The following is a 14,151-nucleotide window of genomic DNA, read 5'->3' as shown; positions in this document are numbered from 1 at the left end:
ATCTTTCCTTACCATTAATTAAAGCATTAATAAGCCTTTAGTATAATGGAAGATAAAGAACTAAATGAATTATGGGAACGTTTCAGATCCGGCCAGGCTACTCCGGAAGATAAAGCGTTTTTAGAAAGCTGGTACTTAAAACATAATCAGCAGGCTCCATTTGAGGTAAATGACCATGAACGGGTGGAAGATGTTGACCAGGTTTGGGATAATATTAAAAAGAAACAATCTTCTAAATTCCAGAATGGAAGATATCGGTTAACCGCGGCGGCCATATTGCTGTTTGTATTTACAGGTACCTATTACCTGTTACACCGAAACGTACAGGATGCTGCATCTCGTATTAGTAAAACTGATGTAAAACCGGGTAGAAACCAGGCCACGCTTACCCTGGCCAGTGGTAAAAAGCTAATATTAAATAATACACTTAGCGGACAGCTTGCCAATGAGGCGGGGGTTACTGTTAGTAAAAACGCTAAAGGCGAACTTATTTATACAACTCAGGCATCCGGCAACGCCAACCAGTCTGCCGGCCGGATCAATACCCTTGCTACTTCCAAAGGCGAACAATACCAGGTGATATTGCCTGATGGATCACACGTATGGTTAAACGCGGCGTCGACACTTAAATACCCGGTGGTGTTTACGGGCAAAGAACGGCTGGTGGAGCTTACCGGCGAGGCATATTTTGAAGTGGCTCATAATAAAGCAATGCCCTTTAGGGTAAAAACCAGCCAGCAGCAGGTAGAAGTATTAGGGACTCATTTTAATATTAACGCTTATACCGACGAAAAAACAACCGCCACTACTTTGTTAGAGGGATCGGTAAAGGTCACATCAGCGTCTACCAATCAAAAAATGATCATTAAACCGGGGCAGCAGTCTGCCGTGAGTGGTGATGCCATGAATGTTGAGGAGGTTGACATAGATGAGGCTGTAGCCTGGAAAAACGGCTATTTTCTTTTTAATGATGAAAACCTGGCAAGCATCATGAAAAAGGTATCCAGGTGGTACAATGTGGAAGTGGAGTACAAAGATGCCTCACTGCAATCCCTGGTTTTTAGCGGTACAGTATCTAAATACCAGAATGTATCGCAGGTTATTAAAACGCTGGAACTAACAAATGCGGTACATTTTAAGGTTCTGGATAACAGGATAACTGTATCCAATTAAATCCCCCCGATAATTTATAAAAGCTCTGATTAATAAACTAAATCAATCCGAAATGAAACCCCATAAAAAATACCCGTAGTGGAGCTGTCAAAACTGGTGATCGGGTAAAAAATACCAGGAGTGTTGGAAGCACTCCCGGTAATGTTATCTGATCAAACCGAACGAGTGTGTTGAATACCATTTCTAACTTAAACAGATACCCAAATGTATAAATTTTACATCGAGATTTTACGTTGGCCGAAGCGCCGCGTGCCCAAATTACTGTTGATGATGAAACTCGCCATCCTTTTATTAACCGTTACCATGTTGCAGGTAAGTGCCTCAACCTTTGCGCAAAAGCTTAACTTAACGCAAAAGAATGTAACGTTAAAGCAGGTTTTTAAAGCCATTAAGAAGCAAACCGGTTATGATGTGCTTTATCAGCCCGGCAGGCTTAATGCCTCCGTAAAGATCAATGCCAACTTTATCAATGCTCCTTTGGATGAGGTAATAAAAAACTGTATTGACGGTAAAGCCTTAAGCTATATTTTTTTTGAAAAAACAATTGTTATAAAGGCTGCTGAAAAACAAGCGGGCAATAATTCTGCTGCCGGTGCAGGCAGTACGGAAGTTTCAATGATCACCGTTAAAGGCATCGTTATTGATTCAACCGGGCGACCTATACCCGGAGCAACGGTAAAGCTAAAAGACGGCAGCAAAGGAACAATGTCTGATGCTGATGGTAAATTTGAATTGAAAGATGTTCCATCTGCCGGGGTACTGCTCGTTACATCAATAGGTTATCTTCAGCAGGAAATTGCGGTAAATAACCAAACAACGCTGCGTGTTGTATTAAAAGAAACTTCAAGAGAATTGTCGCAGGTAGTTGTGATAGGTTACGGAAGCCAGAAAAAAAGTGATGTTACTGGGGCTATTATCTCTGTTTCCAAACAGCGGCTGGAAAATTTGCCGGTCACCAATATCCTGCAATCAATTGAAGGTGCTGTTCCTGGTATCAATATAACATCCGGTTCGTCGGCGCCAGGTTCGGTAAGCTCAATTTATGTTCGTGGGCTGCATTCCATTACGGCCAGTAATTCTCCTTTGGTTGTGTTGGACGGAGTGCCTTATAATGGCTCCTATAATGATATCAATACCAACGATGTGGAGTCAGTCCAGGTGCTGAAAGATGCATCGGCTACAGCTATTTACGGTACAAGGGGATCAAACGGGGTGATTATTGTTACCACAAAAAAGGGTAAAACGGGTAAGCCATCAGTTCAGTACAATGCCTGGGCAGGCCCCGAATACATGTCGCACGAGGTGAAACCTATGGGCGGGGCCGAATATGTGCAAAAAAACCTTGATTATGATGAACAGGCTGGCAAAACAGCCGCTCCGGTTCCAAACCTGTATGAGCAAGACAATTATAAAAATGGTAAGGAAACCGATTGGATAAAAGCGATATCACAGCAGGGTTTCATTCAAAATCATTCTTTAAACGTATCTGGCGGCACAGCCGATGTTAAGTATTATGTTTCGGGAGATTATACCAAAGAAAAAGGCATTCTGAAAGGATATCAGTTCAATCGCTTTAATGTTCGCGGAAACCTTGATGCTAAAATTACCGACTGGCTAAACGCTGGTACCAATATGTTTTTTAATAATAACAATTATGACGGCGGCAAAAGTAATTTATATATGGCTACCGTGATGAGCCCCTATGGCCAGGAATATAACGCACAGGGAGATTACCAGATCTACCCGATGTATCCGGACGCGCTCTATACCAACCCGTTATTAGGCCTTTACCAACCCACCGTTAGCAAAAACAGAACCTGGAACGGTAATTTTTATGCAGAAATTAAGCCTGCGTTCATTAAAGGGTTTAAATACAGGCTAAATACTGGTTATGCCTATAACCCGGCCATGACAGGCGATTATACCGGCAGAAACACGGGTGATGCCATCGGGCACGCTACAATGACCAATGCCGAAAGTAACCATTGGCTTATAGAAAATATTGTGAACTACAGCCGTAGCTTTGGCAAACACAGCATTGATTTTACGGGGTTATACAGCTCACAAAAGGATTATACTTTGAGCAATGCTTTAAACGCCAATACCTTTATCAATGACCTTACCAACTTTTACAATTTAGGTTCAGCACAAATACAGCAAACCACTTCAAGTTATACACAAAGTACCTTGCTGTCGCAAATGGCACGGATCAATTATTCTTACGCCGGAAAGTACCTTTTTACCGCTACTGCCCGTCGCGATGGCTTTTCGGGATTTAGCCCCGCCAATAAGTACGGTACATTTCCATCGGTCGCGGTAGCCTGGAATTTAACCGAAGAATCGTTTATGAAAGGCGTATCAGCAATATCAGCACTGAAATTGCGGGCTTCTTATGGTATTTCGGGTAACCAGGGGGTATCATCTTATAACACCTTGACAACGCTGGCCTCAACGCAATACATCTATGGTAGTACCACAACTATCGGATTAAACCCGAGCGCTATAGGTAACGGCAATTTAAAATGGGAGAGTACCAAAGGATTTAACTTTGGTATCGATTTTTCCATTTTAAAAGACCGGATCAGTGGTTCTGTTGATGCTTATGATACTAAAACGTACAATTTGCTATTGTCGCGTAAAATACCTTACATCACCGGTTATACTACTATTTTAGATAATATAGGCCGAACAGCTAATAAGGGGATCGAATTTTCCATCACCAGCCGCAATATTCAAAACAGTGACTTCAGCTGGGAAACCAACGTTAACTTTTCTGCCAACCGTAATAAACTGGTTCAACTTTATGGTGATAATAAGGATGATATCACCAATAACCTGTTCCTGGGTAAACAGCTGCAGGCAGTATATGATTATAAGCTGATTGGTGTTTGGCAAAAAGGTGATGACTTTACTGTTGACCCGAGCGCCAAGCCCGGCGATCTGAAATTCGCCGATTTAAATGGCGACGGTAAGATCAACACCGCCGACAAAACCTACCTGGGTTCACGTTTGCCCAAATACATTGCCGGTATGACCAATACTTTCAGGTATAAAAGCTTTTCGCTAAGCGCATTTGTACAAACGTTTCAGGGAGCACTTAAGCCTAATCCTATTTATGATTATCGGGATCAGGCCGGTCGTATCAACCTGCCGGCCGGGATAGGTTACTGGACCGCGGCCAATCAAAGTAACACCAGGCCATCGTTAAGTTATACCAACTCAAGGCAATACACGTACCCCGTTTCAGGTTCGTACACCCGCATTAAGGATGTTACTTTAAGCTACAGTTTTTCCAAAGAGGTACTGCGAGATTTAAAGATTTCCAACTTACAGGTTTATGCCAGCGGTCGAAATATCGCAACGTTCTCGAAATGGTTAGGCTGGGACCCCGAAACCGATTTTTATAACTATGCAGGCAACCAAAGCAGTTCATTTTACCCGCTGGTAGCCACCGTAGTGCTGGGTGTTAACATTACTTTACAATAATTAGAAATTAGAATCATGAAAAGTATTTATTCATTACTCTTTATAAGTCTGATAGCCATACTCACATTTAATTCTTGTAAAAAGAGTTTTCTGGATGAGGATGTCAGAACACAGTTTACACCGTCTACCTTAAAAGATGCCCTGAGTTTTGAAGCTGCAGTTGCAGGTTTGCAAAAAACGGTCCGCGATCAGTATGAAGGTGATCAGGGAATCATAGCGCTGATGCAAACAGGTACCGATGTGGCCCGTAACGGGCAAACCACAGCGGCTATGGCGCCATATGAAACCTATTCGCAATTAAATTCGCAGGATGTTGCTGCCCTTGGTTTCTGGCGCTGGGGCTACCAGGTTATCAATGCCTCTAACGTAATAATACAAGCGGCTCAATCAGGCAATACAAGTTTAACACCTGCCCAGGTTAATGGTTATGTGGCCGAAGCCAGGTTTTTCAGGGCATATGCTTATAATTTTCTATCTACTTTGTTTGGCGGTGTACCGCTTATAACGGTTCCGGTTACAGCACCTAAAACAGATTATGTGAGGGCGCCCTTAGATACGATCATAAATTTGCAGGTCAGCGACCTTACATTCGCTGCAACAAACCTACCCGATGCAGCGCATGTTGTCGCCGAAGGAAGAATAAATAGTGCTGCGGCCATGCAACTATTGGCGGTAACCTATTTAAGGGCCAACAAACCAGATCTTGCCGAAGCTCAGTTGAACAAGATCATAGCAAGCGGTTTGTATAAGTTGGTAAACAATCGTTATGGAATCAATTCCCTGAAACCTGGTGATGCTTTTTCTGATATGTTTATTTACGGTAATATGCGCAGGAGCCAGGGCAATACCGAAGCTATTTGGGTGGTTGAAGAGGCCAACATACCGGGCGGATATAGCCCAACCGACCAGCACCGCAGGGTTTGGGTGCCGTTCTACGTAAACATACCGGGCATGATCGTAGCAGATTCATTGGGCGGGCGTGGAATAGGTAGGATAAGGCCGACCAACTGGTGGACATATAACCTGAACCTGAGCAACGATATGCGTAATTCCAGTTATAATATCAGGCGTAAATATTACTATAACGACCCCTCATCTGCCAATTATGGCAAGCCGGCGGTAGTTACTTCCAATACCGATACCATTCAAAATATGTATGCGCACACCACCAAGTGGTACTCATATACCAATGCTGATCCTTTTGGCACAATCACTTATAAAGACAGGATCTATATGCGCCTTGGCGAAACATACCTTTTATTGGCCGAAGCACAATTTAAGCAGGGCAATTTAACAGGGGCTGCCAGCAATATCAATATGCTTCGTACAAGGGCAAATGCTCCGCAGGTACAGACATCAGATATTAATATGGATTTTATTCTGGATGAGCGCGCCCGCGAGCTTATTGGCGAAGAAGACAGGCGTATTACTTTAATGAGAACCGGAACCCTGGTTGAGCGGGTGAAAAAATATAACCCAACCTCGGCCGGCTCGATCAAGGATATCAACATGCTGTTGCCTATTCCGCAATCAGAAATTGATGTAAACAAAGGTGCAACACTAACACAAAACCCCGGATATTAAAACTTACCTAAGCCGCTGCGTTTTGTGGCGGCTTAGGTTGATGTATTACAAAGAGAACTGAGTATGAAAAAAAAAGCAATCCTGATTACAGCAATTGCATGGAGTTGCATGAATGCTGCAAGTGTAAACGCGCAGCAAGCGGCAACTACGACACAAAAACTTATTGCCCTGCAGCATGGCGCACACCACATTGGGCGCAGAACAGATGCCACCATGGAAAAATGGCGGGCTTACGGTTTAGGACAGTTTATACATTGGGGCTTGTATTCCATCCCCGCAGGTGAATGGAAAGGTAAACAATATAACGGTGCTGCCGAATGGATAAAATCATGGAAAGAGGTATCGGCCGCGGCCTACGATTCATTGATGTATCAATTTAACCCAACCAAATTCAATGCTGAATCATGGGCTGAAACAGCTAAGCAAATGGGAGTAAAGTACGTAACCATTACAACAAAACACCATGACGGCTTTTGTCTGTGGCCAAGTAAGTATACCAATTTTACTGTTGCTAACTCTCCATATAAAAAAGATATTATAGGGCCGCTGGTAAACGCTTATGACAAGCGGGGTATCGATGTGATATTATACTTCTCTATTATGGACTGGCACAATCCCGACTGGCGGTATGATATTAAAACCCGGGAAGACAGCATCGCTTTTGACCGTTTTAAACAGTTTACACGCAACCAGCTGCTGGAATTGCTTACACTATATCCCAGCGCCAAAGGTTTATGGTTTGATGGCACCTGGGATAAATCATGGGTGAAACAAGCCGCCTTTGCCGATTCGCTTGAAAAGGAGATGAGGGCAATGCACCCTGGATTGATCATTGGCAGCCGTTTCAGGGCCGACGAACATGGTAAACGGCATTTTGACTCCAATGGAAATATGATGGGAGATTATGAGCAGGGCTGGGAGCGCAAAATACCGGAGAAGATAGCGGATGTACACGGAAACGACTGGGATTGCGTAATGACTGTGCCCGAAAACCAGTGGGGATACAGCAAGGTATGGAGGGGGCATATTAAAACTACGGATGAATTACTGGAGATGCTTGCCAAATGCGTTTCGCTCGACGGTAATTTTGTGCTCAACTTTGGGCCGAAGCCCGATGGTACTTTAAGAACAGAAGAGCTGGACCTTGCAAAGGGAATAGGAGCATGGATGGATGCCAACAGCGAAGCTATTTATAATGGTGAATACGCCGGCCTTGTTAAACAGGACTGGGGGTATTATATCAAGAAAACTGGTACTAATAAAATTTATATGTTGGTATTTAATGTGCCCGTTTCCGGTGCGTTAAATGTAGTAATGCCATCCCATACAGCTATTGCTAAGGCATATGATCTTGGGAAGCCCGGGCAAAACTACGCACCTGAAGAAATCGGTACTTCAGTTTATTTCATCCACCTGAAACAGCAATCATTCAAACGCCCTTTTGTTATTGTTATAGAAACGACAGATAGCGGTAAAAACAGCGGTGCACAGTATCAAAAGGCAAAAACATAACAATACATTATATGAAGTTACATTTATGCGTACTACAAACATCATCCTGTTTTTAATAATAAACCTGTGTTTGGGTTTAAAAGTGAATGCATTTCAGAATGCTCAGGGTGTTAATGGTTCAAATTGCTCCCGGCAGGTTATACCCTTTAACCAGGATTGGCAATTTAAAAAGGCAACTTATAAAACCAACATTGCTATTGCAGGCAGCGACTGGGAAAGCGTCAACGTACCCCACACCTGGAATAACAAGGATATTCAGAAAGGGAAAAACTTTTATACCGGCGATGCATTTTACCGCAAAAGCCTTGTAGCCAGGCAGGAATGGAAGGATAAAAGGGTGTTTATTCGTTTTGAAGGTGTGGGAACTGTTGCCGACGTGTATATTAATAATAAACTGGTAGGTACGCATAAAGGCGCTTATTCGGCATTTTGTTTTGAGATCAGCAACTCGTTAAGATACGATACTACCAATACCGTTTTGGTCAAAGTAAATAACGAGGAGCGGCCGGATATCATCCCCATCAATAACAAGCTGTTTGGCGTTTATGGTGGCATTTACCGTCCGGCAAGTCTTATTGTCACCAGCAAAATTAACGTAACCACAACAGATTACGCATCGCCAGGTATTTATATTAAACAGGATGTAAATAATAAAAAGGCAAATATTTCGGTAACGGCTAAAGTTGAGAATAAAGAAAGGCAGGTACAGCAAATTACTGTAAAAACCACCATCCGCGATAAAAGCGGCATCATCATTAAGCAGGTACAGCAACAGCAAAATGTACAGCCTCAGGGAATAAATATCGTTAATCAGCAATTACAGGTAAATAATCCGCACTTGTGGAATGGCCGGAAAGATCCCTATCTGTATTCGCTTACTACTGCTATTGTTAAAGATGGTAAAACAATAGATGAGGTGACACAGCCTCTTGGCCTTCGTTATTTTTCGATAGTTCCAAGCAAAGGTTTTTATCTGAATGGGCAGCCGTATCGCTTGTATGGGGTTTGCCGCCACCAGGAATGGCAGGACTATGGAAGTGCCCTGAGCAATGCCCAGCATCAAAATGATCTTGATATGATCTACGAAATTGGCGCAACCTCCATCCGTTTCGCGCACTATCAGCAAGCAGAATATATTTATGCTAAATGCGACAGTATGGGTTTTGTGATATGGGCCGAAATTCCATTTGTAAACGCGGTTTCTACGCAGGAAGGAGATAATGCCAAACAGCAGTTAACCGAACTCATCAGGCAGAACTATAATCATCCGTCCATATATAATTGGGGTTTGCATAACGAGGTTTACTCCAGCTCGCCTGATGGTTTCGTGCCGGTTTTAACGAGAGAGTTGAACGATATCGCCAAAACAGAAGATCCAGGCAGGTTTACCGCCAGCGTAAGTGGTTACGGCGAAATAAACCGGCCGTCAAACCTTGCTGCTGATATACAGGGCATGAACCGATATTACGGCTGGTACGAAGGGAAGATCCCCGATTTAGAAGATCGGGTTACCGGGCTGGAAAAAGATTATCCGAATTATAAAGTTGTACTTTCGGAGTACGGCACAGAGGCCAATGTTAATCAGCAGCAGGAAAATGTAGGCGATAGCGGTGATCCGTCGGGCCAGTTTTGGCCCGAAACATTTCAGACAAAATTTCACGAAGTACAATGGGGTATTATCGAAAAGCATCCATACCTGGTAGCCTCATATGTGTGGAATATGTTTGATTTCTCGGTACCATCGGCCAACGGCGGCGGTGTGCCCGCCCGCAATATGAAAGGTTTGGTTACTTATGACCGTAAAATCAAAAAGGATGCGTTTTACTGGTACAAAGCCAATTGGAGCCAGGAGCCTGTACTTTATATCAGCGGCCGCAGAAACGCGGACAGGGCAGAGGCAGTAACTACTGTAAAAGTATTTGCCAATACCTCAAACGTTACGCTTTACCTCAACGGTAAAAAATTAAATGAGGCAGAAATGGGTACAACTAAACACGATTTTGTATTTAAAAACGTCAACCTGGTTAAGGGCGTAAATAAGCTCAGGGCCGAAGGGTATTTTAAAGGGAAACTACAAAGTGATTCTATTGAATGGACGCTGAAAAATTGAAGATTGACAATGGCCTCTACCTCAGGTGGAGGTTATTGTCCAGTATGATTTTTAATATTATCAGAAGTTTCGTCGTTTTGGATGCCAACCTCTTTTGCAATGTTGGTCAGCTAATTACCTCAATTGGCGTAAATCCTCAAATTTACTCGCCTCATCACTCTCTTTTTTGATGCTGATCGATGGCAATTTTGAGCATTTGACATAAAACAAAAGCCTGCAATTACTTATTTTGCAGGCTTTGCAATAATTTGGTATGAAAATCAGCGGAGAGGGAGGGATTCGAACCCTCGATACCCTTTTGGAGTATACACACTTTCCAGGCGTGCTCTTTCGACCACTCAGACACCTCTCCGTGTAAATAGTGGAGTGCAAAGGTAAAATATTTGCCCTAAGTATCAATAAAAAAGCGAAGTCCGTTTTAACCGACCTCGCTTTCACAAAAACTTAACTCTACTTACAAAAATTGCACTCGAGTTAGTATGACTGTAATAGCGCGCTTTGGTTTAATTTGAGTAAAAAATAGTAGGCATTAATGCAGATAAATAATTTTAGCTTATGTTTGCTGCGCACTGTCACATGGCGGTGGTTAACATAAAATACTGTTTTGGTTGAAATGCTGAGCATCAACGACATTAAAAAACCTATAGCTGCTGATATTGATGCGTTTGAGGAGAAATTCAGGACCTCGATGAAAAGTTCTGTTCCGCTGCTTGACCGTATCACGCATTATATTGTAAAGCGTAAAGGCAAGCAGATCCGCCCCATGTTCGTGTTTTTTTCGGCCAGCATCTGTGGGGGCATCAATGAGGCAACGCATCGTGGGGCTGCATTGGTTGAACTATTGCATACCGCGTCGCTTGTGCATGATGACGTGGTTGATAACTCTTACCAGCGCCGTGGCTTTTTCTCTATCAACGCTTTATGGAAAAACAAAATAGCCGTTTTGGTAGGCGATTACCTGCTGTCAAAAGGCTTGTTGCTTTCTATCGATAATAATGATTTCCAATTGCTCCGCATCGTGTCTGATGCCGTTAAGCAAATGAGCGAGGGCGAGCTGATGCAGATAGAAAAGGTGCGCCGCATGGATATTGGCGAACCTGTTTATTACGATGTGATCAGGCAAAAAACAGCCTCGCTTATCGCGTCGTGCTGCGCCTGTGGGGCTGCATCTGCCGGAGCAAGTGATGAGGTGGTTGAGAAAATGCGCCTTTTTGGCGAAAAGATAGGTATTGCGTTCCAGATCAAGGATGATATGTTTGATTTTGGTACTGATGATGTGGGTAAACCATTAGGTATCGATATTAAAGAGAAAAAGGTTACCCTGCCGCTTATTTACGCCCTGGCCAACTGTAGCAGTTCAGAAAAAAAGCGTGTGATAAACCTGGTAAAAAACCATAACGAGGATCCTAAAAAAATAGCAGAGATCATCAGGTTTGTAAAAGATACGGGCGGCCTTCAATATGCCGAAACCCAAATGAAACGTTTCCAGGATGAGGCTTTCGAGATTCTGAATACTTTCCCCGATAGTGATTCGCACCGCGGATTGGAACAACTGGTGAGGTTTACGACCGAGCGCAATAAGTAATTCAATTTACAGCTTTTGTAAATATTGGCTTTTTAAAAATAGGGTGCCTATCTTTATCATAACCGGTTTTTACAATTATGACAGCTACAATCCCTACACTGTTTGAATGGGCGGGTGGTACACCTGCTTTTGAACAGCTTTTCAACAAGTTTTATGATAAGGTTTTGGCCGATGAGCTGCTGGAGCCTGTATTTAAACACATGTCGCCCGAGCACCGGATGCATGTGGCACATTTTGTAGGCGAAGTTTTTGGCGGCCCCAAAACCTATAGTGAAACAGAGGGTAGTCACTACGCCATGATCAATAAACATTTGCAAAAACATTTAACCGAAGCGCATCGCAAGCGCTGGATTGAATTGTTGCTGCAAACTGCCGATGAGCTTTCGCTTCCGGATGACCCTGAGTTTCGTTCGGCCTTTATGGCGTACCTGGAGTGGGGAACGCGGATAGCGGTGCTGAACTCTCAAACAGATACCACAACAGAAAGCCCCGATACGCCTATGCCCGTATGGGGTTGGGGCGTGCCGGGAGGCCCGTACATTCCCTGAAATAATACCATGAGTATGTAAAATGGCTACCATTACCGGGAGGTTGATCATATTTACCATCCTTCCGGCGTTTATGTTCGGGTAAACTTATTAACTTCGTAAATGCAGTCCTTACAATCCCTCTTTCCCAAAATAGGTTTCTTCTCCATTCTTGATGTATTGCTGGTGGCATTGATCATTTACCAGTTATATAACCTTATCAGAGGCACCATCGCGGCCAATATCTTCATCGGTTTCGCGGTGATATTTGCTTTGAATTTTGTGGTGAAAGCTTTGGACATGAAGCTGCTTACTATTATACTGGGTAAGTTTGTTGATGTGGGGATCATTGCCATCATTGTGGTATTTCAGCAGGAAGTGAGGCGGTTTTTATTACTGGTAGGTAAAAATGCTTCGCTACAGCGTAACAAGGCCTGGTGGCAGTATTTCTTCGGAAAATCTGAAGTAGAGAAAAATAATTATGCCCGTATCAAACCAATAATTGATGCCTGTAAAAGCCTGAAGCAAACCCGCACCGGGGCGCTTATCGTTTTTGCTAAATATTATGACGAACAGTTTTACCAAAACAGCTGCGAGGTAGTAGAAGCTAAAATTTCAAAGCGTTTGTTGGAAAGCATTTTTCAAAAAACCAGTCCGCTGCATGATGGCGCCGTGGTGATCTCAGAGAATAAAATAAAATCGGCAAGCTGTATTTTGCCGCTTACCGAAAAAACTGATCTGCCGGCACAGTTTGGTCTGCGTCACAGGGCAGGCATTGGTGTAACCGAGGCAAATGAGGCAACGGCAATCATTGTATCTGAAGAAACCGGCGAGATTTCTTATGCCAAACAGGGGCGGGTTAAAATGAATATCAGCTTCGCGGAACTGGAAAAAGTTTTGAATAAGGATTTCTAAAATAAAATGTCCATCGATAAGATAATAGATATTTCGCGGGTTCTGCTTTCAATAGCCGGACGCTATCTTGTATTTGCAGGTGCGTTTTATCTGTTTTTTTATGTGTGGCGCAAAAGGGCATATTGGTATGCGAAGATTCAGCAGCGCTATCCCGAAAACAAGCACATCCTTCGTGAAATAATTTATTCATTTTTTACGATACTGATATTTGGCGCGGTGATCATGCTGGTGATCTATGCCAGTAAACTACGTTTAACAAGGATCTATCCAAACATCAGCGATAAAGGATATGCTTATTATTTTTTGAGCATCGGGCTGATGATCCTGATGCATGACACCTATTTTTACTGGACCCATCGCGCTATGCATTGGAAGCCCTTGTTTAAGCTGATGCACAAAACGCACCATTTATCTACCAATCCAACACCCTTTGCCGCTTATGCTTTCCACCCGCTGGAGGCTGTTGTAGAAATAGGTATAGTGCCACTTATTGCCTTTACTATTCCCTATCATGGCACAGCGCTTACTATATTTTCATTGTATTCGTTATTGCTAAACGTAACCGGGCATTTGGGGTATGAACTTTTTTCCCAAGGCTTTACTACGCACAGGTTGTTTAAATGGCATAATACCTCAACCCACCATAATATGCATCATCGCCTGGTGAAGTGTAATTACGGCCTGTATTTCAATATCTGGGACAGACTGATGGGCACCAACCACCCCGATTACGAAAAGAGTTTTGATCAAATAGTAGAGAAAAGGAAAAAAGCGAAGGGTAAGGAAGGCATTGCTTTATTACCTGACGGGCTGGCTACGGAGTAACTTTTTCTTTCCTAATCCTAACTGTGTCTGGATTAACAATATCTATCCTTTTAATCAGCATATGATATTTTACGCCCGGCTCGTCTGTTTTAACAATCGGCATATTGTCCTGCGGATAGGTTTTAACAACCGGCATACGACTGTAAACGGTTTCATCAGCAATAAGCTCACGGGTATTTAACAAAGTGCTGTTATTATTTAAAAGCCCTTTTTGCGGAAGTACAGGGATTAATTTAGATAGGTTGCTATCTGCCTTTAAAGGTTTCAGGTTAAAAAATTTATCGAAAGCGTTATTGTTGTTAGGCACCTTATTGAGGCTTTGTGCTTTGAGCTGGCCTGCACAGGCTATGATAGTGACAAGGAGTAAGTTTTTTTTCATGGCGACAATATTTTATACTAATATACCCATCGTTTAATAATATATAAATGTTAAA

The 14,151-nt window shown here is 42.9% G+C and carries 10 protein-coding genes and 1 tRNA gene; 9 read left to right on the top strand and 2 right to left on the bottom strand.

Features of this window, described 5'->3' with window-relative positions:
• Positions 1-45 precede the first annotated feature (45 nt).
• From EAH55_RS30635 to EAH55_RS30615, 5 genes are all read left to right on the top strand, one after another.
• The gene (locus tag EAH55_RS30635; RefSeq protein WP_121813052.1) at positions 46-1,173 is read left to right on the top strand and encodes a FecR family protein; all 1,128 of its coding nucleotides are present in this window, start codon (positions 46-48) and stop codon (positions 1,171-1,173) included.
• A 204-nt stretch (positions 1,174-1,377) separates the two neighbouring features.
• Positions 1,378-4,659 carry a SusC/RagA family TonB-linked outer membrane protein gene (locus EAH55_RS30630; RefSeq protein WP_121813051.1) on the top strand — a complete coding sequence of 1,094 codons (3,282 nt, stop codon included), beginning with the start codon at positions 1,378-1,380 and terminating at the stop codon, positions 4,657-4,659.
• 15 nt (positions 4,660-4,674) lie between these two features.
• Positions 4,675-6,243, top strand: a complete 1,569-nt coding sequence (locus EAH55_RS30625) for a RagB/SusD family nutrient uptake outer membrane protein (protein WP_121813050.1) — start codon at positions 4,675-4,677, stop codon at positions 6,241-6,243.
• A gap of 63 nt (positions 6,244-6,306) precedes the next feature.
• On the top strand, positions 6,307-7,755 hold the full coding sequence (locus EAH55_RS30620) for an alpha-L-fucosidase (RefSeq protein WP_121813049.1): 1,449 nt from the start codon (positions 6,307-6,309) through the stop codon (positions 7,753-7,755).
• Between the two features lie 25 nt (positions 7,756-7,780).
• A complete protein-coding gene (locus EAH55_RS30615; RefSeq protein WP_121813068.1) occupies positions 7,781-9,865 on the top strand; it encodes a glycoside hydrolase family 2 protein in 2,085 nt (694 codons plus the stop codon).
• 264 nt (positions 9,866-10,129) lie between these two features.
• On the opposite strand, the gene EAH55_RS30610 is transcribed toward EAH55_RS30615, so the two are convergent.
• Positions 10,130-10,217: transfer RNA gene (locus EAH55_RS30610), tRNA-Ser, on the bottom strand.
• 261 nt (positions 10,218-10,478) lie between these two features.
• Here EAH55_RS30610 and EAH55_RS30605 point away from each other — a divergent pair.
• The 4 genes from EAH55_RS30605 (at position 10,479) to EAH55_RS30590 (ending at position 13,717) form a co-directional block, all read left to right on the top strand.
• Positions 10,479-11,450: a polyprenyl synthetase family protein gene (locus tag EAH55_RS30605; protein ID WP_121813048.1), complete on the top strand. Its 972-nt coding sequence runs from the start codon at positions 10,479-10,481 to the stop codon at positions 11,448-11,450.
• Between the two features lie 77 nt (positions 11,451-11,527).
• Complete coding sequence (locus tag EAH55_RS30600) at positions 11,528-11,998, top strand: group II truncated hemoglobin (protein WP_121813047.1); 471 nt, start codon at positions 11,528-11,530, stop codon at positions 11,996-11,998.
• A 102-nt stretch (positions 11,999-12,100) separates the two neighbouring features.
• Entirely contained in the window at positions 12,101-12,892 is a 792-nt protein-coding gene (gene cdaA, locus EAH55_RS30595; RefSeq protein WP_112575059.1) for a diadenylate cyclase CdaA, read from the top strand.
• Between the two features lie 6 nt (positions 12,893-12,898).
• Positions 12,899-13,717: a sterol desaturase family protein gene (locus EAH55_RS30590; protein WP_121813046.1), complete on the top strand. Its 819-nt coding sequence runs from the start codon at positions 12,899-12,901 to the stop codon at positions 13,715-13,717.
• Here the strand turns inward: EAH55_RS30590 and EAH55_RS30585 are convergent.
• Positions 13,707-14,096, bottom strand: coding sequence for a hypothetical protein (locus EAH55_RS30585; RefSeq protein WP_121813045.1), 390 nt, complete (start codon positions 14,094-14,096; stop codon positions 13,707-13,709). The genes EAH55_RS30590 and EAH55_RS30585 overlap by 11 nt on opposite strands.
• Between the last annotated feature and the right edge of the window lie 55 nt (positions 14,097-14,151).

This window comes from Mucilaginibacter kameinonensis (assembly GCF_003675385.1).
Taxonomy (GTDB): Bacteria; Bacteroidota; Bacteroidia; order Sphingobacteriales; family Sphingobacteriaceae; genus Mucilaginibacter; species Mucilaginibacter kameinonensis.
This window is presented reverse-complemented; position numbering and strand designations above follow the sequence as displayed.